The following is a 21,394-nucleotide window of genomic DNA, read 5'->3' on the forward strand; positions in this document are numbered from 1 at the left end:
AAGATGTTACAATAAAGAATAAGCATCTATCTTGTATGAAGGAGGTTTCACATATGGAATTTAGAAGATTGGGCGGAAGCGGACTGAAGGTTAGCGATATCAGTCTCGGGAGCTGGCTGACGTACGGGGGATATGTGGAACGGGAGAATGCCGTGAAGTCGATTCAGACCGCGTATGGACTCGGCGTTAATTTTTTTGATACGGCGAATGTGTATGCGCAAGGGGCGGCTGAGGTGGTTGTCGGGGAAACCTTGAGAGCTTTCCCACGGGAGTCCTATGTCCTGGCCACGAAGGTATTCGGCAAGATGGGGGACGGACCCAATGATCAGGGCCTTTCCCGCAAACATATCAGAGAGCAGTGCGATGCGAGTCTGAAGCGGCTGGGTACCGATTACGTCGACATCTATTACTGCCATCGATATCATGAAGAAACACCGCTAGAGGAAACGCTGCGGGCGCTGGATGATCTTGTCCGCCAAGGCAAGGTGCTCTATATAGGCGTCAGTATGTGGACCGCTGCCCAGATGGAGGCGGCTTTGGCCGTTGCGGACCGTTACTTGCTGGATCGCATCGTGGTGAATCAGCCGCTGTACAACATGTTCGAGCGCAAGATCGAGGAGGAGATCATTCCTTTAGGCGAGAAGAAGGGCATTGGACAAGTGGTTTATTCTCCTCTAGCTCAAGGGCTTCTGACTGGCAAGTACGCCTCCAAGCAAGCCGTTCCGGAGAACAGCCGCGCATCGAAGATTGGAGCCGACCGGCTCAAAATGAGTGAAGTCCGCATTCAGAAGGTGCAGGCTCTGGGTCTCATTGCAAGCGAGCTGGGTATGACCGTCGGCCAATTGGCCTTGGCCTGGATTCTGCGTCAGAACAACGTAGCCAGTGCGCTGGTGGGCGCCAGCCGTCCGGAGCAGGTGGAAGAGAATGTGAAGGCCTCCGGCATGAAGCTGTCTTCGGATACGCTGACTGCCATTGATGAAATACTGAAGGCGGATTCGAATTAAGAAAGAATCAAATCATTGATTTCGGGGGCGGAGCATACGCGGTTGCGCCCGCTGTCCTTGGCGCGGTACAGCTCGCGGTCCGCTTGCTGAAGCAGCTCCCTGGCATTTTTCGACCGAATCGTATCGGGGTGAACAGCAACTCCAATCGACACGGTGATCCGAATCTTGGTTCCGTCTTCCAGGACAAAGATATGGTCCGCTACGGCGGCCCGGATTCGTTCCGCAATAGCGGCCGTCTCGTCGATGGTCGCTTCAGGAACCAGCACCGAGAATTCTTCCCCGCCGTTGCGGGACACTTCGTCAAAAGAACGGGAATGCTCCCTCATCACTTTGCTGAGCTGCTGCAAAACGGCATCTCCGGCCGCATGGCCGTAGGTGTCGTTTATTTTTTTGAAGTGATCAATGTCCACGACAAGAACACCCAGCCGTTCGCTGAAATGCTGGGCTTCGAGAAAACGTTCCGACAACAGCTGCTCGAACTGGCGCAAATTGTGAAGACTGGTCAGGTAATCCGTTTCCGCATTTTTCTTCAACTGCAGAAAGAGTTGATTGGACGTGTTGATATACTCGGTCAGCATGTAGATGACCACCGTGGCGAGCATGGATATGATGAGGTGCTCCGTGAAGACGGTATACACCTTGTGGTGGTCCGGGATATTCATCCACATAATACATAGGAGCACCAGCATGCTCGATACGCTCATGAGCAGCATTTTGCTTAAACGACCCCAATGGGTACGAGAAAGCGTCCCGCAGATGATTCCGATCAGCAGCATGCCGGCTCCCGCAATGGCAGAGGAAGCGGACATGCCGAACAGGATCAGCCGCCCGAGTGCAATCAGCACGCCGGCAATTAGGGAGGGAAGCCAGCCCAGGTAGCTGGCGATCACGACAATGGCCAGATGCCGCAGATCCGCAAAAAATCGGGGGTCAATCGGAAAAGAATAATACATCAAGATGATCCCGTAAATGCCAAAGAGCAGTCCGGCGTTGATCTTAACGTTGATGGACGGTGTCACAACGCCTGTTACATATTTTTTGGACAGCAGTCCGGATAAGTATAAGAAAGTCACAAATATACAAAAGTTGGTAAATAGTATATTAGTCATGGGGGATCATTCCTTTCATGTACCTTGCATAAGAGCGGCAAGGCGATGAAGACATTCACCCCCTATTTTATCGGAAAATGGAATTGTATGTCGAATATTAAATGCTTTATGTTGTTAATTTTGAGGAGCCTCTAAAGGCAGGAGAACTTCAAACATCGTCCGTTCCGTATCACTGGTCACCTGAATCGTGCCATGATGGGCATCCACGATGGTTTTGACGATAGCCAAGCCAAGGCCGGAGCCGCCGGTTTGATCGGTACGGGATTCATCCGCCCGGTAGAACCGCTCGAACAGATAGGGGATTGCATATGGGGGGATCGGGGGACCGTAATTGATTACCTGTACAATGGCAAACTTCGCATCACTTGATACCTTCAAATCCACCACCCCGGCCTCTCGCCCGTGCCGTACCGCATTGGACAGCAGATTCTCGAAGGTACGCATCAGCTTATCCCCGTCCGAGGAGATTATGATTTTCTCCGTTTCAGGCGTGAAGATGACTTGTACTCCTCCCTGCTGCCCGGTGAGCGAAAAGTCTACGGCCAATTGTGCGAGCAGCTCCACCAAATTAATGTCAACCCGGTTTATCGGGGAGTACCCCATCCGGGTGTATTCAAACAAATCGTTCACGAGTCCGCCCAGGCGCAGCGACTTATCGTACGCGATATCGGTATAATACCGGAGTTCGACCTCATCCTTGTAATGGTCTTCATTGACCAGCCGCAAGTACCCGATGATGGAGGTGAGGGGGGTACGCAGATCATGCGATACGTTGCTGATCAGCTCGTTCTTGGACTGGACTGCCATCCGCTCCTCTGCCAGCGATAGCTTCAGCTGCTTGGCCATTTGATTGATTTGCGTTGCCATCTGGCCCAGTTCGTCATTCGAGCTGACGATAATCTCTTGGTCCAATTCGCCCTTTGCCAAACGCTTTGTTCCCTCCATTAAGTGATTGATTTGACGAATGGTGCCCTGGCTCAGGAGCAAAACCATGCAGATAAACAGCACGATGCCGATGATCGTCGGGATGATGGGAAAACCGAAGAAATCCTCCAGAATACGATCAACTCTGAATAGGGTGTTTACCCAGGGCTCCTTCCAGTATTCCCGGCCGATCAATCGGATGATCTGCTGCGCGATGAACAGGATGGACAGGGTCAGGGCTCCACCGACAAAAAACAGCGTGATGATTTTCCATTGCAGCTTACGCATGGATTTTGTACCCGACGCCCCATACCGTTTGAATGAGCTTATAACCCAGCTCCTTCTCGAGCTTGTCCCGCAGGTTGCTGATGTGCACCATAACCGTATTATTGGAGACGTAATATTTCTCCTTCCAGACCTGCTGGAAAATATCCTCGGCGCTAAAGATTCTCCCCGGTTGGCGGGCAAGCAAATACAGAATTTCGAATTCCCTTGCCGTCAAAGAGATCGCTTTGCCATTGGCCGTTACTTCATGTGTTGTTCGGTTAATGTCGAGCCCGTCGATCTGGATCCGGTCGCTGTCCTCCCGAAGCAGTTCGGCATTGTACAGGGTGGAGCGCCGCAGCAGTGTTTTGACGCGAGTCGTCAGCTCCAGCGGATTGAACGGTTTGATCATATAGTCATCCGCGCCGGTCATCAGCCCCAGGATTTTATCCATGTCTTCACTCTTGGCGCTCAGCATCAGGATGGGTATGGACGAGGTTTCCCGGATTCTGCGGCAGGTGTCAATCCCGTTCAGCTTTGGCATCATGACATCGAGAATCACGAGATCCACCGTACCACCGTGCGTGGCCATCGCCAGCAGTGCTTCCTCCCCGTCATGGGCTTGGATTACGCGGTAACCCTCATTCTCCAGATAAATGGAGATCAGCCCGGATATTTCTTTATCGTCATCTACGATTAATACGCTTCTCATTGTGATTTCCTCCAGTAAAACATCCATTGGAAACGATGATTCCATACGAACAGTGTACCCTAAATCAACCGCATAAAGTGCAGATTTGCCTTCAAAAATAGCGAGTTTTTGTGCAATTATCATTTAAAAAGGCCGGCGACGAGATTCGATAAAATGCCTTGACGATCGAATCCGTAATCCATCAGTTTCCGGGTTTCCTTAAACCGCTGATCTGCATCCCCGGTTCCCATCACGACGGATATCAGTCGGTTCCCACCACGCGACGCCGTTCCAGTAAAGCAATAACCGGCAGAGCGGGTATACCCGGTCTTAAATCCGTCATTACCCTCGTAAGAATATGGCTCCCCAGGGAGCATGAGATTGGTGGTATGCAGGGAAAGCTTCTTCTGCGGTACAGGCAAATCGCGCTGGCTCGTTACCTCGAGTAGATCGGGATGTTTGTTCACCAGCCATCTGGCCAGCATGGCCGTATCCCTGGCAGTCATGACGGTATCCCCTTCGGAGGCCGCTTCGGCAAAAGGAACCAGGTCTGCGGCAGGCAAACCAGATGCATTGGCGAATACGGTCCGATCAGAAAGGCCGATTTCCTTCGCCCGGGCATTCATGGTGTCCACGAACCGGGCCTCCGACCCGCTGAGATGCTCTGCAATAGCTACAGCCGCATCATTGGCCGAATGAATAATGAGCGCTTCGAACAGCTGCCTCAGCGTATAATGTTCGTCTTCATGCATGCCGATGGCCGAACCGGGCACCTCTGCGGCATATCGACTAATCGGCACGTTCTCGTCCCAACCATGCTGCCCGGAACGAACGGCATCCAGCACCAGCAGCTCCGTCATCATTTTGGACATGCTTGCCGGAGGAAGGGGGAGATCGGCATGCATCGCATAAAGCACGCGACCGGTATCTGCATGAATCAGGATGGCCGAGCTCGCTTTGATGGGAGGCGGAATAAATATCTTCGCGATGAACACGACCAACAGAATGACGAGAAACAGCAGAAAGAGCAGACTTAAACGTGCTCGTCCCTTTCGGCGTTTTATTCGTTTGCTTCGAATCGTGCCGGTTTGCTGACGGGATCGTTCAGGGGATGACGGTACTTGATTGGGATACTTGCCTATGGATTCCATGGCGGTCGATCGCCTCCTTTGGCGGGCTATACGTTTCATCGTTTATGTATGTTCTAATTCTAACCATACAAGCTAAAGGAATTTTTAATTGAATCTAAAGAAATCTTAAAGATTACCAGCGGCAATTTCGGCAAGGGATGTTGACCTTGAGAAGAATAGGATTTATACTTGATCTAAAAATAAATTAAAAGGGTGAATACCTTGAAATCTTTAAATCTGACGACGCAACGCCAAGCGGTGTACGATGTCCTACGGGAATCGCATGATCATCCGACTGCTGCGGATATCATGAACCGATTGGTGGAGAAAGGATATAATTTGGCGTACGGGACGGTTTATAATTCCCTGCGTTATTTGACGGATAAGCAGTTGATTCGAGAATTGAAGCTGGGCGAGAGCGCGAGTCGGTACGACGCCCGTACTGACGATCATCAACATATTATTTGTGAAGTATGCGGTAAAGTGGACGAGGTCATGACGGAGGTGCCAGAGGATTGGGCTGCTACGGTAGCCGGTGAAACCAATTACGTCATCCATCATGCTCACGTCGTATTCGGGGGGGTGTGTCCAGAATGTCAAACCAAACGGAAGAAATGACGGCACTGGGAACGGTCTATTCGTTTCCTGATTTCCAGTCCGGCAACCTGTATGTTCGTCCGACGACGCCGATGGCGATAGGGGATGCTTGTCCCACAACCCTGCGGGCTGCGTTACTAAGCCGTTCGCCCGGACGGGTGAATGAAATGTTCATTACCTTGACCGAGAACTGCTTCGAGGTGATGATGTTCCGTAAATGGGAACCGCGTCTTCAGTCGGCACTCAATACAGGATTGATTATTGCCGATATGACGGGCTGCCGGAATATAACGGCGTTCAACAAGGAGAAGGAGCTCCTGCTGCCAGAGCATTCCTCTATTCCGATTCTGTACCTTGTAGGGGAAGAATTAATGAGCAATGCGGGCTCAAGCCTGTTGAACGAAGAGCTCATGGTATGGCCTGCCCGTTCCAAAGATACGATGATGTATCAGGTGCAGCGAACCATCCGATTGTTCTCACCGGCTGCCGGATTGTCAGGTGGAGAAGAGGTCATGCGAGGCCTCGTTTATAAAGACTTATCCATTGATCGGGATAAAATGACGATCCACCGGGGCAGCACTCCGATCCATTTGACCAAGACAGAGTATCATTTGCTGATGCTCCTGCTGGACAGCGAAGGAGCCGTATGCACGCGTGAGGACCTGATGTGCAAAATTTGGGATACGGATTTTATGGGCGGCAGCAACGTGGTCGACGTCCATATCAAAAGCTTGCGTAAAAAGCTGAGCGACAACGCGGGAGCCCCGCGCTATATTGCAACGGTTAGAGGAGTGGGATACCGCCTGGCGGACTAATCCCCCTCCCCTTTTTTTGTACATTCACCGCACTCTAGAAGGTTCATCCGAACTTCATATTACGATCATAAAAGGGTCATATAACACTCATGCGACAATCATGATCCAATGGATTCTCCAATGATACAATCAATTCATAAATTTAGATTCAGTCTAAAATCAATTATAGAAATGATGGAGGGTTCATATATGGATAGAATGACAACCAATCAAGGGGCTCCGGTTGGAGATAACCAAAACTCTAAAACGGCAGGACGCCGCGGACCAACGCTGCTTGAGGATTACCATCTGATCGAAAAAATCGCCCACTTCGACCGTGAACGGATACCGGAGCGCGTCGTTCATGCCCGTGGGGCAGGTGCACACGGCACATTTGTTGTGGAGAATGACATGAAGCCTTATACGAAAGCGGCATTCCTGCAGGAAATCGGTCAAGAAACTCCTGTGTTCGTTCGCTTCTCAACGGTTATTCATGGAACGGGGTCACCGGAAACAGCACGCGACCCGCGCGGATTTGCCGTGAAGTTCTATACGGAAGAAGGCAACTATGACATTGTAGGGAACCATATCCCTGTCTTCTTTATTCGGGACGCAATCAAATTCCCTGATATGGTGCATTCCTTGAAACCTTCGCCGGAGACCAACATCCAGGAGCCCGGCCGGTACTGGGACTTCATGACGCTGTCCCCGGAATCCACGCATATGATGACCTGGGTGTTCTCCGATCACGGCACACCGGCGAACTATCGGGAGTTGGATGGCTTCAGCGTCCATGCCTTCAAGTGGGTGAATAGCGAAGGCAAAGTGACCTACATTAAATACAAGTGGGAGTCTGCACAAGGCGTGAATACACTGAATGCAGACGAAGTGGTCGAAGTCCAGGGCAAGGACTTCAATCACGCCACCCGTGATCTTCATGAGCACATCTCAAACGGGAATTTCCCGAAATGGCGCCTGCAGGTGCAGCTGATGTCCCCGGAAGAGATGGATGAATTGTCCTTTGATCCGCTGGATCCTACAAAGACCTGGCCGGAGGACCGCTTCCCGTTCGTAACGGTTGGCACAATGACCTTGAATCGCAATCCGCAGAACTTCTTTGCTGAAGTGGAGCAGGTCGCTTTCTCCCCAAGTGCGTTGGTGCCTGGCATCGAGCCGTCGGAGGATAAATTGCTGCAAGGCCGGTTATTCTCCTATCCGGATACGCAGCGTCATCGACTGGGTGCGAATTATTTGCAGATTCCGATTAACTGCCCATATGCTCCTGTGCGTAATCATCAACGGGATGGCTTGATGAACGTGAATCAAGATCCTTCACCGGTAAACTATGAGCCGAATAGCTATACAACAGGCCCTGTGGAAGATCCGTCTGTAAGTGAAAGCGAAGCACCGCTCGTCGGGCGTGTCGTTCGCCAGCGTATCGAGAAAACGGATGATTTCACACAGGCCGGAGAGTTGTATCGTTCGTTTACCGAGCAGGAGAAGGATCATCTGATCCGCAATCTGGTTGATGACCTGAGTCAGGTCAAATCCGATATTCAGCTTCGTGCCGTATGCAATTTCTACCGTGCGGACGCTGAATACGGCGCACGACTCGCTGCCGGGCTTGGTGTAGACCTAAGCGCATTCATCCCTTCCAATCAGTCGAAGTAACGTAATCTGAACGTATAAGAGCCAGCCACCTTGGTTTCCGCTGTGCAGGATGGATGGCCATTATATAGACGGTAATCTAGGATTGCCGGCAAGAGGGGTACCCGTTTAACAGGGTATCCCTCTTTTTATGGAATTAATTACCTATATATACTGCATAATGAATGGTTCAGGAGATGCCGATAAGTTGAAGGGAGTATTTTTATAGAAGACAGGCGAGATTCACTGCAGTTTAGAAAGGAAAGAAACCCATGAAGAAAAAAAGTGCCAATCGTATTCGAAGAAATCTGATTCTCACATTTCTCCTCGTGCTCCTTGTGCCCAGCTGCGCCATCGGTATTATCACCTACCGTGACGCCAAGGGAACGATCGAGGATGAAATTCTGCGCAGTGCATCGCTGAGCGTTGATACGGCGAATGAGATTATTAACCACACGCTGCAATCCAAGTTTGATGACCTGAATTATTTAAGCAGCACGATGAAGTCTGCGGAAATCGACAAGGAGCTTAAAGCGCAAGCAGGTTCAACAATCAATGCGCTGAAGCAGTACTTGGGACTTCATCCCGAGACGGTGGACGTATTTATCGGTACGGCGCAGGCTGGAATTATCAAGGCATCGAGTGAAAAGCTGCCGCCGGGCTATGACCCTAGACAAACCGGCTGGTACCAGGAGGCGATGAATGCATCGGGCCAACCGATTATTACAGCCCCCTATGCTTCGAATGCTGGCTCACTGATTGTTGTAACGATCGCCCAGATGCTGCCTGACGGCAATGGCGTCGTGGGCATTGATCTCAACCTCCGCAGCATCCAGAGTCTGGTCGAGGTGCAGGTAGGTAAAGAAGGCTACACGATGGTGCTGGATCAAAACCACAAATATTTGTTTCACCCCGATTATGAAGCAGGGACGGACGCGTTGGCTGAGGAAACCTGGATCTCCAAGATGTATGAGCAGCCGACCGGTCATTTTCACTATGTTCATGACGGCATGGAGAAACAATTGAATTACATTACAAATGAACGAACCGGCTGGAAAATTGCCGGGACCATGTATGTTCAGGAAGTCGACGACGCCGTTAATGGCATCCGTCATACGATGATTGTGGTCATGACCGTGTCGCTGCTAACCGCCTTAATTCTGGTGACTTGGAATGTAAGCTCAGTGATCAAGCCGATCCGTCGTATGCGCCAAGCGACCGAAGTCATTAGCGGGGGGGATCTGACGCTTCGCATGAAAGGCTTCAAGCGAGATGAGATTGGAGAATTGGCCGATCACTTCCAGCAGATGGTGGATAGTCTCAGAGACATGGTTCACGGGGTCAAGGCGATGACGGAGAATGTTTCCGCATCTTCCGAGGAATTGTCCGCAAGCGCCCTGCAAAATACAAGCGCCGTCGAGCATGTCACGTCTTCCATTCAGGAGGTGGCCGCCGGCAGCGAACGCCAGTTGAACGCCGCGGAGGAGATTCTGAAGCGCATCCTTCAAGTATCCAGGCATGCTGATGAGATTGCGGAAGTGTTGGAGAAGGTTACAGACGCCATGAACCAGACGGAGGAATTGGCCCAGGAAGGGAACAAGACGGTGATTACCGCAGCAGCGACGATGCAGGATATCGATCATGCGATGAACGATTTGAATGGGGTTATCCATCAGCTGTCTGAGCGGACCGAGGAGATCGGCGGTATCGCATCTGCCATTACCGACATTGCCAAGGAGACGAGCCTACTGTCGCTGAATGCCTCGATCGAAGCTGCGAGAGCCGGGGAGCAAGGCAAAGGATTTGCGGTTGTGGCCGCCGAAATCCGTAAGCTTGCGCAAAGGTCGGAAAGCTCAGCAGATTACATATCAGGGCTGATTGCAGGGATACTTGCAGAAGTGGAACGAACCATGGAGGTGACGGAAGCCGCCAGGCAGAAGGTGTCGGACGGCGTGGACGCAGCGGATCTGACCGGGCGCTCCTTCTCCCGTATCAAAAAGGCCGTGAATACAGTGTCCGGCCAGGTAAGAACCACTTCGAGGGCGGCTAAGGAATTGGCTCAAGATACGGCCTCCACGAAAAAGTCCGTTGAAGATATCCGCGGGGTGTCGGAGCAAACGTCCAGTCAGACTCAGACGATATCGGCTGCCTCTCAGGAACAGCTTGCTTCTATGGAAGAGGTGAGCGCGTCTGCTGCAGATTTAAGCCGGTTAGCCGAAGAACTGCAGGAGATGGTGAAACGCTTCAAGATTTAAGAGTTTCCGGGGCGTGCAGTATGTCTCGAATATTTCATGTTGAAGCAGCAAGGGAACTTATATTCCTTTGCTGCTTTTTGGTTTGTGGCAGGAAAGGGGGGCTTTTTGAAGAATAAGACCAAAGTGACTTTATCTATAGGAGCAGGGCCTTTATACTGGAGTCAACTGCTAGAAGCGCAAGATTAACGGATCCACAAGCTAGAAATGATGAGAGTGGGGCATATAACATGGCACAGCATATGAAAGATCGGATCGTCGCTTTGGCTGGTCCGCGCAAGGCGGCAGACATGGCTAAGCTGGTGGAGAAGATGGGAGGAACCGCGCTGCTTCGTCCGGCCCAGGGAACCGTATTTTTGGATGATGAAGTATTGCGCCGTTCGATCGAAGCTTGGCTCAAAGCGCCTGCACCGTGGGCGATATTTACGACGGGAATCGGCCTGGAGGCCATTTATGATACGGCCGAACAGATGGGTCTTTTGGATACATTGAATGAAACGCTGCAGCGCACCTCGATTGCGGCAAGAGGGTACAAAACGGCAAATGCGCTGAAAAAACGCGGCCTGGCGCCGGTCGTCCGAGATGATGATGGCAGTACATCGGGGCTGATCCGGTCACTTGCGCCGCATGACTTGTCGGACAAACGCGTCATTCTGCAGCTGCACGGCGAATCTGCCCCTAAGCTGGTGGAGTGGCTGGAGAGTCGCGGGGCGGTAGTAGAGCAGATCCTGCCGTATAAGCACATTCCGCCGCTGGAGGAGGATGTTTCGCAGCTCGTGGACGAAATTGTGGGCGGCAAGGTTGATGCGGTTGCTTTTACAAGCGCGCCCCAGTTCCGTTTTCTTGCGGATTATGCACGTGCCCACGGCAAGCTGGAGGCTGTGCTTGAGGCATTCCGCGGACCGGTCCTGGCCGCCGCTGTCGGCAAAGTTACGGCCCAGGGGCTTCGCGAGGAAGGCATTGAACGCATGGTGGTTCCCGAGGAAGAGCGAATGGGCAGCATGATGGTGGCGCTTGGCCGCTACTTTGCTCAAAGCCAAGAATAATGTCATGATATAACGTAATGAAGTTGGGGAGATTTCATTCCATGCCAGCTTCTTCATGCATGTTCCCAGGGATCATGTGAAATATTGAGTAGTAATATAGGAGGATGACCGATGGATAAGAGAAAAGCATTGCTGCTTGGCAGCTACACGCACCCGAAGTTTCATCCGCTGCAAGGCATCGATAAACAAGTGACACATCTGCTGAACGACATGTTCACCGTGCAGTGCACGGAAAATCATAAAATGCTGCATGAAAGCAATCTTTACCCTTACGAGCTCTGCATCGCCTACAGCGACCTATGGGATGAGCGCGTCTCGCCCCGGCAGACCGCAGGCCTGTTGTCTTACGTAAGCGGCGGCGGCGGCTTGCTCGTGATTCATAACGGCGTTACGCTGGCCAATCGTTATGAGCTGGCGCAGCTGATCGGTGCCCGTTTTGACGGACACCCGCCCATGGAGAAGCTGTATTTCGTTCCAGGGGAGACCGATCACGATATTACGGAAGGCGTGGAGCCTTTTGTGCTCGATGAGGAGCCTTACCGATTCATATTCAGTCCGTTTACGGAAAAAACCGTGCTGCTGCATTATGAATATGAAGGGAAGCAGTGGCCTGCCGCCTGGTGCCATACGTATGGCATCGGACGCGTGGTTTTCTTGATGCCGGGCCACCACGAGCCATCCTTTCTCCAGCCTCAGCTGCGTTTAATGATTACGCAAGCGGCCAAGTGGGCGGCGCGGGTTCCGGGTTAAGGCATTTCGAAATGATGGGCAGGAGGGACGCGCGTGAGCGGGAAGATACTAATTGTTGAGGATGAAGCGAAAATATCCCGTTTGCTTGAAATCGAGCTGGAAAGTGAAGGATACCAGGTCACCAAGGCAGACAACGGGCTGGATGCGCTGGAGGCATACCGCAGTCAGGACGTGGATTTAATTCTGCTGGATGTCATGCTACCCGGAATGAGCGGGATTGAGCTGCTGCGGCGCATCCGTGCCCATGACTCGCACACCGCCGTGCTGCTGCTGACAGCCAAGAGCTCCGTTGAGGATAAAGTATCGGGGCTTGATCTAGGAGCCAATGATTATATAACGAAGCCGTTTCAGATCGAAGAGCTGCTGGCGCGGATTCGTGCTGCGCTGCGGCTTCAGGGTAAGCAGGATCCGGAAGAGCAGGCGGCAGGAGAGTGGCTTAAGGCAGCGGATTTGAAATTGAACGAAGGCACGCGGGAAGTCATTCGCGATGGCAGAAGGATCGATCTGACGCCGCGTGAATTTGACTTGCTCGTTTATTTACTGAAGAACAAACGGCAGGTGCTGAACCGCGAGCAGATTCTCGCTGCCGTATGGGGATACGATTATTACGGCGACACCAACGTCGTCGATGTGTATATACGATACGTCCGCAAGAAAATCGATCATGATAGCGCAAATGAGCTCATTCACACCGTCCGCGGCGTCGGCTACGTGCTCAAAGAGACCCCATGAAGCTGAGCAGTAAAATCCACCTCTATTCGTCGGTGCTGATGGCGGCCATTCTGATAGTCATGAATTTATCCGTGTACTATGTGTTTAGCAAAATGACGGTGGACAGCCAGCTGGAGCAAGCGGAAGCGGAGGACTCTAGAATTTCGCGGGAAATGGCCAAAGCCGCGGATACGATTCCGACGAGCGATCTTCTACGAAGCTATGTCCCTCTGGACGGGAAGATTCAATTGCTCGGGCCCGATGAAAGCTATCTGTCCACTTCAGTGACTCCCTCCGGGGAGGATATGGATGATCTTAAGCTGCCGTACGATACGCAGAAGCAGGTGAAGGTCGTCGAGTATGATAATATCCGGTATACGATGGTTTCCCTGCCTATCATTTGGAGAGACGGGGTCGTGGTTAATATACAGGTGGCCCGCAGTCTTGCCGCTACGATGGAGACGCTCCAAGTGCTGCGCATCGTACTGGTTGCCGTAACCGCGATTGCCTTGGTTCCGGTCATCCTTTCGACGCGAATATTGGGACGTTTGATCGTACAGCCGATTACGGCTTTGATCCGTACGATGCGGGAGATCCGGCAAAGCGGGCGGTTCCGGCGCATCGAGCTGAAGGAGAGATCGAAGGATGAATTGGTGGAGATGGGGGCTGCGTTCAACGACATGATTACGCTGCTGGAGAGCAATCATGCGAGGCAGGAGCAATTCGTGTCCAACGCTTCCCATGAGTTAAAGACGCCGCTCACTATCATCGAGAGTTACGCAAGTCTGTTAAAGCGACGAGGTCTGGACCGGCCGGAGTTGTTCATGGAATCCGTGGAAGCGATCCATTCGGAAGCAATTCGGATGAAGGAGATGACGGAGCAGCTGCTGCTGCTTGCCCGCAATCAGGATCAATGGCAGGTCGAGATGGAGCAGGTGGATCTCGTGGCATTATCGGAGTCATCTGCGCGTGCCTTTCGCGATGCCTATAACCGCACGGTGGAGGTTGAAGCCGATGGCGAGGTTCTCGGCTGGACGGACAGCCGCAGGCTGAAGCAGCTCTTGTTCATTCTGCTGGATAATGCGCGCAAGTACAGTGACGAACATATTGTCATCCAGGTTGGCAAGAAATCTTCAGAGGTTTATATCCGGGTCATCGACCGCGGAATCGGCATTGCCAAAGAGGAGCTGGAGCACGTGTTCGACCGTTTCTACCGGGTGGATGAGGCTCGTACCCGCCGGGGCGGGGGGGCCGGTCTTGGTTTGTCCTTGGCGAAGGATATCGCTGAGGCCATCTCGGCTTCGATTGAGCTGGATAGTCTGCCGGGTGTCGGTACAACCGCCACGATCCGGCTGCAAGAATCGAAATAAAAGGCTAAAACGTTCCTTTTTCTCATCGTATTCTAACTATGCTGCGCTATACTGACGGTAAAGACAGATTGTATCCGAGGTGATTCGATGCGTAAAAAAGTCAGTCTGCTGCTGGGTATCGTGATGCTGGTAGCGATTATGATTATTGTGAATGCGGTATGGAGTCCTTTTAGCCGTTCTACTTCCGCTATGTCAATGGATGAAGTGGTGGAGGAGGTGCTCTCCCAATATCCTGGCGGCGAAATAACGAAGACCGCGCTGGACGGCGGGGTGTATCGTTTAGAGCTTCAGTCGGGTACCGGAACATATGAGATGACGGTGGATGCTCGTCAAGGTGATATCGTGTCCATAGAGCAGCGGGATAAGACCGCTGTGAAGCCAGATCCTGAACCGGCTGGGCCAAGGGAGCCGGATCAGCCAACGGAACCGGATCAGCCAACGGAACCGGATCCAGACACTCCTCCTTCCGAGCCAGCGGATAACGGTGGCAAGGGAGCAGCGGAGGGAGCTGCGGGCGGGGAAAGCGGAAACAGAAGCGGCACTTCGGAACCGCCTGCAACGATGATTACCAAAGAATACGCGATCAAGCTTTCTTTAGACAAGGTACCCGGAACGGTGGAAGATGTGGAATATCGCGAGAGTAAGAGCAGCCGTTACTATCTGGTGGAGGTTGAGAGAGCGGACGGGCGTGAAGCGACCATTCAAGTCCATGCCATTACCGGTAAGATCATGACGGTGACTTGGGATGATGAGGACGACGATGAATAAATGAGAGGTCTTGTCCGCGTTTTCTCATCGTTTTCTAATCTTTCTCTCCGAAAGCTCTCATGTTGAGACGGTATATTGGTTTTGTAGAGATCAACAGGAGAGAAGAATGAGGAGGCGTAATATGATGAAGAAAAAAATATGGTGGGCAGGCGCACTGTCCGTAGCTATCGCGGCGAGTGGAGTATACGGTTATAACGCTGTACAGGCGGCAGGATCAGGACAGACGACTGCAGCGGGAACTCAGGCAGCAACGAAGCAACAGCAGCAGCTGATCGGAATGGAAAAAGCGGAGCAATTGGCACTGGCTGCTGCCAGCGGCAAAGTGGAGAGCATTGATATAGACCGAAAAAAGGGCAAGCTGGTGTACGATGTGGAGATCCAGCAGAATAACCGGGACGTGGATGTATGGATTGATGCCTATACCGGCAAATCCCTTGGCGTAAGAGCCGACCAGGATGACGATGATGATGATCGTGATAACCTTCCAGGCAATCTGATCGGTGCCGGCAAGGCATCCGCTATCGCAGTTAAACACGCTAAGGGCGGTACGGCTGTGGAAGTGGATCTGGACCAAGATGACGGCAGATGGGTGTATGACGTCGAAGTGAAGACGGCAAACGGATCATCTGACGTAGAAGTCCATGCGATCAGCGGTAAAGTGATCAAGGCAGAGTATGAGAAATACGACGACCATGATGACGACGATTACGACCATGATGATGACTATGATGACCATCACGATGGGGATCATGATGATCGCGACGATCATGACGGGGATGACGACTAAGCCATTCTTCAACTGCATGAGATAACACCATAAGCGAACAGGCGGGATCATTTACTTTCCCGCCTGTTCGTTTTTTTAATTGTATTTTACATAATAAGCATGGCTGGAATGCAATTTCTTGTTAACCGATTCCGGATTCCCCTCATATTTCATGTGAAATCAGGGGAAATTGATAAGGCAGCTTCTCTATACTTATGAAAGCAAGTCCAAGGATAGATGTTTTTACCAGCGTTAAAGGTTATAATGGAACCAGACAACGACCGGGAGGGATGTACCGTGAGTGATCTTTTTAAGAAAGCCATCTCGTTAGGATTGGGCCTTACCGTGGTCAGCAAGGAAAAAGTAGAGAAAATCGTGGATGATCTGGTCAAACGCGGGGAGCTTGCTCCTGCGGAGTCCAAAGCGCTTGTGAACCGTCTCGTCGAACGCGGCGAAGAGGAGCAGTCGCAGATCAAGAACTATATTTATGAACAGGTGCAGCGTGTATTGTCCGATCTGGATGTTCCCAAAGAGAGTGATGTCGCCAGCCTGGAACAGCGCATTGCTACTCTGGAGAAGAAGGTTGTAGAACTGGAAGGATCGCGGCAGGAATAGATGGCGGTCCGAATTCGACATGCCGGACGTTACCGGGAAATCGCCATGGCGCTCATGCGTCATGGCTTTGGCTATATGGTGGAGGAGATGGGACTGTTTCATGTTCTGTCGCTGCCTGTCCGCTGGAGTTCCAGGGAACAGCCGGAGACGATTACGCTCGGGGAACGCATCCGGCGAGTGCTAGAGGATCTTGGCCCCGCCTTTGTGAAGCTCGGACAGTTGGCGAGTACAAGATCGGACCTGCTGCCTGACCATATTATCCAGGAATTGGTGAAGCTGCAGGAACGGGTGCCTCCATTTTCTTCTACGAGCGCAAGGGAGCTGATTGAGCAAGAGTGGGGTATGCCGATCGATGAAGTGTTGAGCGAGTTTGAAGACAAACCGCTGGCAGCCGCCTCGATTGGGCAGGTCCATGCCGGGAAGCTGAAATCCGGAGAGCATGTAGCGATCAAGGTTCAGCGGCCCGGTGTAGCCCGGATGATCGGCCGTGACTTGGAGATATTGCGGGATTTAATCTCGATTGCCGAGCGCCACTGGGAATGGGTGAAGCAGTACCGTGTGGACCGGATCGTTGACGAATTTGCCAGAGCGATGATGGCCGAGCTGGATTACAGCCATGAAGCCCGAAACGCAGAGAAGATAGCCTCCCAGATGCCGGAGCATGAATATATCCGCATTCCGCGGATTTATTGGGAGTACACGTCATCTAAAGTCCTGATGATGGAGTATGTCGATGGCCTCACCTTAAGCCGGAGGCAGGAGATCGTGGACAAGGGACATGATCTGAAGGCGATCGCTGAACATTTGATCGATGGCATGCTGCAGCAGATTTTTATTGAGGGATTTTTTCATGCCGACCCTCATCCGGGGAATTTACTTGTCAGAGAGGACGGCAAGCTGGTCTTTCTGGACTTTGGGCTGGTGGGTCATCTCAGCGAAGATATGAAGGACCATCTGTCCGGACTCATTATTGCCTTGATGCGGCGGAATTCGGAAGGGATGATCCGGGCGGTTTCCAGAATGGGTTTGATCCCGGACGATTGCGACATGGATTCGCTCCGGTCAGACATGGACCGGCTGCGGGGAGAGTATTATGATGTTCCTTTCGCTCAAGTGCGCATCGGTAAGGCATTGACGGATCTGTTTGCCGTTGCCCAGCGGCACCGGATTATGCTGCCACCGGATATGACGCTGCTTGGCAAATCATTGCTGACGCTCGAAGGGGTCATCGAGATGCTGGACCCGAGTCTGAGTATTATCGATATGGCGGAGCCTTTTGGCCGAAAGTTGTTGAAGAAGCGGTATAATACCCGCCGGATCAGCAGGAAGGTGCTGGACGGGGTAAGCGGACTTGCCGAGAGTTTACTTGATCTGCCCGGACAGGCCAGGCAGCTGTCGGCCCTGATCAGCAAGGGGAAACTGCGGGTGGAGATCAGTGTTCCCGAACTGCAAACCCTAATGCGCAAGCTGGATCAGATCAGTAACCGGCTCTCCTTCAGCATTGTGCTTCTGGCTTTCAGCATCATCATGGTGGGTTTGATTATCGGTTCGTCGCTCAGTCGAGAGCCGATGATGCTGTGGAGTTTCCCCGTGATTGAAGTCGGATTCATTGTGGCCTTGCTCATGGTTGCATGGCTGTTATATGCCATTTTCAAATCCGGCAGGTTCTAGGTAGATTCGGCTCTTGCCCGCTTGCGCTGCTGCACCCAAGTCTGGACTCCGATGAGGATCCATTCTATGAGGTGAAAGAATAAGGCAATGAGAAGCGCTTGCAGCCAGCCGCCGACAGGAATACCGGGCACGATCAGAGACGCTATGTGCAGCAAAACCGTGTCGGTCACAACGGTAACCGCCTGTTTGATATAGATGGAGGTATCCTTGCGAAGCAGCAGTCTTAGCAGGGTGATAACCAAAGGATGAAGGATGCCTTCGAAGATCAGGAACCCGATCAGGATGGTGAGCGAGAAGCCGAGCCATACGCCTTGACCGCCGTAAGCCAGGATTTCACCTGATCCGGATGGATCTGATATGGGGAACCACCGGGCATATAACATCGCAAAGAGTTCTAACGGTATAATAATAAAGGCCGACAACAGCGGGATAAGCCACAGCTTCTTTCGTAAGGGTACGGTAGGCTCCCCGTCGCGTCTTGAAATATAATTCATCATCAGATTGATAAGGCCGAACAGAATCATCAGGATGAGTGCTGACAGAATGATCTGTATGGTATGCATATCGGGGACACCTCCTTAGTTGGTGTAAACTGGATTTCTATATCATAGACATTACCAAAGTCAGGGTCTTTTGTCAGTTGAAAAGAAATACAACGACAACGTTTGTTCTTCTTAGAAACGAATTCGATCGACATTTTGTCGGACTTATATGTAAGTATGTTTGTTTGCTAAATCCAATTGATTTGACGCAACAGATGCTAAATAATTTAAATGAGGTGGAACGTTTGCCGAACTTTCAACAGCTGGGCATTGACGAACAAAGAGTACGGAAACTGAAGGAGCAGGGAATTGCCGTGCCGACTCCGGTACAGCAAGAGAGTATCCCGCTGCTGCTGCAAGGAAAGGACGTTATCGCCCGGGCAAAGACCGGCACAGGTAAAACGCTGGCTTTCATGCTGCCGATTCTGCAGCAACTCGATCCGAAGCGGGCGTACCCGCAGGCGCTCATTATTGCGCCGACACGGGAATTGGCATTGCAGATTACGGAAGAAGCCAAAAAGCTGACGGCCGGCGAGCCGGACGGGATCAAAATTCTGGCGGTCTATGGCGGTCAGGACGTGGAGAAACAGCTGCGCAAGCTCGAAGGCGGCCGACATTTGATCATCGGAACACCGGGCCGGTTGCTGGACCATTTACGCCGGGGCACGCTTGAGCTGGGTGGTGTGAAGCAACTGGTACTGGACGAAGCCGACCAGATGCTGCACATGGGCTTTCTGGATGAGGTGGAGGCACTGATGCACGCGCTTCCGTATCGGCGCCAGACGATGCTCTTCTCGGCCACGATGCCTGCCGGCGTGAAACAGCTTGCCGGCAACTATATGAAAGACCCCGTCGATATTGTCATTAAGGGGGCTTCCCCGATTCCGCTGGAGCAGATCCAGCAGGTTGTGGTCGAGTGTACAGACCGTTCCAAGCAGGATGCCCTGCGTGCGATGATTGAGGAGCATAACCCTTTTCTCGCGATTATCTTCTGCCGGACAAAGCGCAGAGCATCAACATTGAATGAAGCGCTGCTGGCCCATGGGTATCAATCGGACGAGCTGCACGGGGACCTGTCCCAAGCGAAGCGGGAAGCGGTCATGAAGCGATTCCGGGAAGCCAAGCTGCAGCTGCTGGTGGCAACGGACGTTGCTGCGAGAGGGCTTGACGTCGAGGGCGTGACGCATGTCTTTAACTACGATATGCCTCATGATGTTGAAAGTTACATCCATCGTATCGGACGGACCGGACGGGCCGGTGGGAACGGGATGGCTATCACGTTTGCTGCCGGTAAGGATCTTAATGATCTACAGCGCATTGAGGAAGGAATTTCCCTGCGCTTGAAGCGAGTCCGATATGATTCCAGTGCTGGAGGCCTTCGGGAAAGCACGGGCGGCTCAGGCAGAGATACAGGCAGACCGGGAAAAGCAAGAAACATCTCTTCGCTTGAAGCCGATCAGGAACGCGGCCAAGGCAGAAGCCGAGCGGATCGCGGTACGGGTTCAGGGCGGAGCCGCGGCAGCGAGCAGAGCAGAGGAAGGGCCGGATCGTCACGCAGAGATGAACGTGGATCCGGACGGGCAGGAAACCGTGACGGCCGTGTAGACGAGGGACGTGGACAATCTGCGGCTGGAGGCCGCAGCAGCGGTAGTCGTGACGGCGGGCGTGCAGGCGAAGGCCGCGGACCATTGTCGGCTGGAGGCCGCAGCAGTGGCAGTCGTGACGGCGGGCGTGCAGGCGAAGGCCGTGGATCACAGGCCGGAACACGCGGTGGCAGCAGCCGTGGACCGTCCAGAACCGAGGGGCGTGGAAATCAAGGCGGTCGCGGCGGACAGGGCGGTACCCGATCCTCTGAAGGCCGTGCTGCAAGAGGCCAGAGTGGTGGCCGGCGCGGTGGACGCAGCCGCTAGAAGTTCCAGAAAAATTTCAGGAAGCATCTGTTTCAATCCGGAAGATCCCGTTTAAGTAGAGAGCGTTACCCAGTCAATGACAAGGAGGCGTTACCATGTCTGAACATAATCATGTAGTGAACAAGCAAGGTGAGCTGGATGTGAGTAAGGTCAGTGACGCAATGGACCGGATTGATGATGGGGAGAAGGAGAGAATCCTGGCCGATTTTGATGCCTTCCAATCCTATTTGAACAAGCGAATTCAGCTTGCCGAGAGCATTGGATTGAATGAAGAGCAGCTGGCGCAGGCAGCAGAAAAGGTGGCTGGTTATCTGGCTGCAAACGAGGAGCCTCGTAATTCCGAAGAGAAGCTTCTTCAGGAGTTATGGAAGGTCGGAACCCAAGCGGAGCAGCATCAGCTGGCTCATCTGCTTGTGAAGCTGGCTCAGAAACGAACGGCTCAATAAGGCAAAGCGTGAGATGGAAATCCTTCCCGGCTGACTTGCCGTGGAAGGATTTTTGGGTTCAAGAGTAGTAATTAACATACTTATAGGGATGTAGGGATGTAGGGATGTAGGGATGTAGGGATGTAGGGATGGATATTAATTTCTATACATAATATGCATGCAAGCTAGACGTGCTGGTCTGCCTCCGCCTTCGTTATCATATCGAGGTGCGGTGCAATGATGTGGTATCTGGGTGCGCAATGATATGGTATCTGGGTGCAACGATATGGTATCCGGGGCAATGTTATGGTATTGGGTGCAACGGTATGGTATCTGGGGCAATGTTATGGTATCTAGATGCAACGATATGGTATCCCGGGCAATGTTATGGTATTGGGTGCAACGGTA

The 21,394-nt window shown here is 52.3% G+C and carries 20 protein-coding genes; 15 read left to right on the top strand and 5 right to left on the bottom strand.

Annotation, left to right across the window (positions count from 1 at the left end; genetic code table 11):
• Positions 1-53 precede the first annotated feature (53 nt).
• Positions 54-1,004: an aldo/keto reductase family protein gene (locus tag AK95_RS04710; protein WP_071218809.1), complete on the top strand. Its 951-nt coding sequence runs from the start codon at positions 54-56 to the stop codon at positions 1,002-1,004.
• Here the strand turns inward: AK95_RS04710 and AK95_RS04715 are convergent.
• From AK95_RS04715 to AK95_RS04730, 4 genes are all read right to left on the bottom strand, one after another.
• A complete protein-coding gene (locus AK95_RS04715) occupies positions 1,001-2,113 on the bottom strand; it encodes a diguanylate cyclase (RefSeq protein ID WP_071218810.1) in 1,113 nt (370 codons plus the stop codon). The genes AK95_RS04710 and AK95_RS04715 overlap by 4 nt on opposite strands.
• A 114-nt stretch (positions 2,114-2,227) precedes the next feature.
• On the bottom strand, positions 2,228-3,325 hold the full coding sequence (locus AK95_RS04720) for a sensor histidine kinase (RefSeq protein WP_071218811.1): 1,098 nt from the start codon (positions 3,323-3,325) through the stop codon (positions 2,228-2,230).
• Entirely contained in the window at positions 3,318-4,013 is a 696-nt protein-coding gene (locus tag AK95_RS04725; protein WP_071218812.1) for a response regulator transcription factor, read from the bottom strand. The genes AK95_RS04720 and AK95_RS04725 overlap by 8 nt, the downstream gene beginning before the upstream one ends.
• 119 nt (positions 4,014-4,132) lie before the next feature.
• On the bottom strand, positions 4,133-5,143 hold the full coding sequence (locus AK95_RS04730) for a D-alanyl-D-alanine carboxypeptidase family protein (protein WP_071218813.1): 1,011 nt from the start codon (positions 5,141-5,143) through the stop codon (positions 4,133-4,135).
• A gap of 201 nt (positions 5,144-5,344) precedes the next feature.
• Here AK95_RS04730 and AK95_RS04735 point away from each other — a divergent pair, with 201 nt between their 5' ends.
• The 12 genes from AK95_RS04735 (at position 5,345) to AK95_RS04790 (ending at position 18,109) form a co-directional block, all read left to right on the top strand.
• Complete coding sequence (locus AK95_RS04735) at positions 5,345-5,740, top strand: Fur family transcriptional regulator (RefSeq protein WP_071218814.1); 396 nt, start codon at positions 5,345-5,347, stop codon at positions 5,738-5,740.
• Positions 5,716-6,534, top strand: coding sequence for a winged helix family transcriptional regulator (locus AK95_RS04740; protein WP_071218815.1), 819 nt, complete (start codon positions 5,716-5,718; stop codon positions 6,532-6,534). The genes AK95_RS04735 and AK95_RS04740 overlap by 25 nt, the downstream gene beginning before the upstream one ends.
• Before the next feature lie 189 nt (positions 6,535-6,723).
• On the top strand, positions 6,724-8,184 hold the full coding sequence (locus AK95_RS04745) for a catalase (protein ID WP_071218816.1): 1,461 nt from the start codon (positions 6,724-6,726) through the stop codon (positions 8,182-8,184).
• Positions 8,185-8,432: 248 nt separating this feature from the next.
• A complete protein-coding gene (locus AK95_RS04750; RefSeq protein WP_071218817.1) occupies positions 8,433-10,415 on the top strand; it encodes a methyl-accepting chemotaxis protein in 1,983 nt (660 codons plus the stop codon).
• Between the two features lie 227 nt (positions 10,416-10,642).
• Positions 10,643-11,458 carry a uroporphyrinogen-III synthase gene (locus tag AK95_RS04755; protein WP_071218818.1) on the top strand — a complete coding sequence of 272 codons (816 nt, stop codon included), beginning with the start codon at positions 10,643-10,645 and terminating at the stop codon, positions 11,456-11,458.
• Between the two features lie 111 nt (positions 11,459-11,569).
• Positions 11,570-12,208 (top strand): ThuA domain-containing protein, encoded by a 639-nt coding sequence (locus AK95_RS04760; RefSeq protein ID WP_071218819.1) that lies wholly within the window; start codon positions 11,570-11,572, stop codon positions 12,206-12,208.
• Positions 12,209-12,241: 33 nt separating this feature from the next.
• The gene (locus AK95_RS04765) at positions 12,242-12,940 is read left to right on the top strand and encodes a response regulator transcription factor (RefSeq protein WP_071218820.1); all 699 of its coding nucleotides are present in this window, start codon (positions 12,242-12,244) and stop codon (positions 12,938-12,940) included.
• A complete protein-coding gene (locus AK95_RS04770) occupies positions 12,937-14,289 on the top strand; it encodes a sensor histidine kinase (protein ID WP_071218821.1) in 1,353 nt (450 codons plus the stop codon). Before AK95_RS04765 ends, AK95_RS04770 begins: the two co-directional genes overlap by 4 nt.
• Before the next feature lie 87 nt (positions 14,290-14,376).
• Positions 14,377-15,057 carry a PepSY domain-containing protein gene (locus AK95_RS35095; RefSeq protein WP_071218822.1) on the top strand — a complete coding sequence of 227 codons (681 nt, stop codon included), beginning with the start codon at positions 14,377-14,379 and terminating at the stop codon, positions 15,055-15,057.
• Between the two features lie 121 nt (positions 15,058-15,178).
• Positions 15,179-15,844, top strand: coding sequence for a PepSY domain-containing protein (locus tag AK95_RS04780; protein WP_235612989.1), 666 nt, complete (start codon positions 15,179-15,181; stop codon positions 15,842-15,844).
• A gap of 276 nt (positions 15,845-16,120) precedes the next feature.
• A complete protein-coding gene (locus AK95_RS04785; protein ID WP_071218823.1) occupies positions 16,121-16,438 on the top strand; it encodes a phasin family protein in 318 nt (105 codons plus the stop codon).
• A complete protein-coding gene (locus tag AK95_RS04790; RefSeq protein WP_071218824.1) occupies positions 16,439-18,109 on the top strand; it encodes an ABC1 kinase family protein in 1,671 nt (556 codons plus the stop codon).
• On the opposite strand, the gene AK95_RS04795 is transcribed toward AK95_RS04790, so the two are convergent.
• Entirely contained in the window at positions 18,106-18,672 is a 567-nt protein-coding gene (locus AK95_RS04795; protein WP_071218825.1) for a hypothetical protein, read from the bottom strand. The two genes, AK95_RS04790 and AK95_RS04795, sit on opposite strands and share 4 nt — an antisense overlap.
• A 194-nt stretch (positions 18,673-18,866) precedes the next feature.
• Here AK95_RS04795 and AK95_RS04800 point away from each other — a divergent pair, with 194 nt between their 5' ends.
• Complete coding sequence (locus AK95_RS04800; protein WP_071218895.1) at positions 18,867-20,561, top strand: DEAD/DEAH box helicase; 1,695 nt, start codon at positions 18,867-18,869, stop codon at positions 20,559-20,561.
• Between the two features lie 95 nt (positions 20,562-20,656).
• The gene (locus AK95_RS04805; protein WP_071218826.1) at positions 20,657-21,007 is read left to right on the top strand and encodes a DUF3243 domain-containing protein; all 351 of its coding nucleotides are present in this window, start codon (positions 20,657-20,659) and stop codon (positions 21,005-21,007) included.
• Positions 21,008-21,394 lie beyond the last annotated feature (387 nt).

This window comes from Paenibacillus sp. LC231 (assembly GCF_001860525.1).
In the GTDB taxonomy this organism is placed as follows: domain Bacteria; phylum Bacillota; class Bacilli; order Paenibacillales; family Paenibacillaceae; genus Paenibacillus_AQ.

Excerpts from the sequence above, each read along its gene's own strand:
- AK95_RS04760 (WP_071218819.1), top strand. The coding sequence starts at position 11,570 with ATGGATAAGAGAAAAGCATTGCTGCTTGGCAGCTACACGCACCCGAAG.
- AK95_RS04805 (WP_071218826.1), top strand. The coding sequence starts at position 20,657 with ATGTCTGAACATAATCATGTAGTGAACAAGCAAGGTGAGCTGGATGTG.
- AK95_RS04710 (WP_071218809.1), top strand. The coding sequence starts at position 54 with ATGGAATTTAGAAGATTGGGCGGAAGCGGACTGAAGGTTAGCGATATC.
- AK95_RS04755 (WP_071218818.1), top strand. The coding sequence starts at position 10,643 with ATGGCACAGCATATGAAAGATCGGATCGTCGCTTTGGCTGGTCCGCGC.
- AK95_RS04725 (WP_071218812.1), bottom strand. The coding sequence starts at position 4,013 with ATGAGAAGCGTATTAATCGTAGATGACGATAAAGAAATATCCGGGCTG.
- AK95_RS04715 (WP_071218810.1), bottom strand. The coding sequence starts at position 2,113 with ATGACTAATATACTATTTACCAACTTTTGTATATTTGTGACTTTCTTA.
- AK95_RS04720 (WP_071218811.1), bottom strand. The coding sequence starts at position 3,325 with ATGCGTAAGCTGCAATGGAAAATCATCACGCTGTTTTTTGTCGGTGGA.
- AK95_RS04745 (WP_071218816.1), top strand. The coding sequence starts at position 6,724 with ATGGATAGAATGACAACCAATCAAGGGGCTCCGGTTGGAGATAACCAA.
- AK95_RS04750 (WP_071218817.1), top strand. The coding sequence starts at position 8,433 with ATGAAGAAAAAAAGTGCCAATCGTATTCGAAGAAATCTGATTCTCACA.
- AK95_RS04780 (WP_235612989.1), top strand. The coding sequence starts at position 15,179 with ATGATGAAGAAAAAAATATGGTGGGCAGGCGCACTGTCCGTAGCTATC.
- AK95_RS04795 (WP_071218825.1), bottom strand. The coding sequence starts at position 18,672 with ATGCATACCATACAGATCATTCTGTCAGCACTCATCCTGATGATTCTG.
- AK95_RS04740 (WP_071218815.1), top strand. The coding sequence starts at position 5,716 with ATGTCAAACCAAACGGAAGAAATGACGGCACTGGGAACGGTCTATTCG.
- AK95_RS04730 (WP_071218813.1), bottom strand. The coding sequence starts at position 5,143 with ATGGAATCCATAGGCAAGTATCCCAATCAAGTACCGTCATCCCCTGAA.
- AK95_RS04790 (WP_071218824.1), top strand. The coding sequence starts at position 16,439 with ATGGCGGTCCGAATTCGACATGCCGGACGTTACCGGGAAATCGCCATG.
- AK95_RS35095 (WP_071218822.1), top strand. The coding sequence starts at position 14,377 with ATGCGTAAAAAAGTCAGTCTGCTGCTGGGTATCGTGATGCTGGTAGCG.
- AK95_RS04770 (WP_071218821.1), top strand. The coding sequence starts at position 12,937 with ATGAAGCTGAGCAGTAAAATCCACCTCTATTCGTCGGTGCTGATGGCG.
- AK95_RS04800 (WP_071218895.1), top strand. The coding sequence starts at position 18,867 with ATGCTAAATAATTTAAATGAGGTGGAACGTTTGCCGAACTTTCAACAG.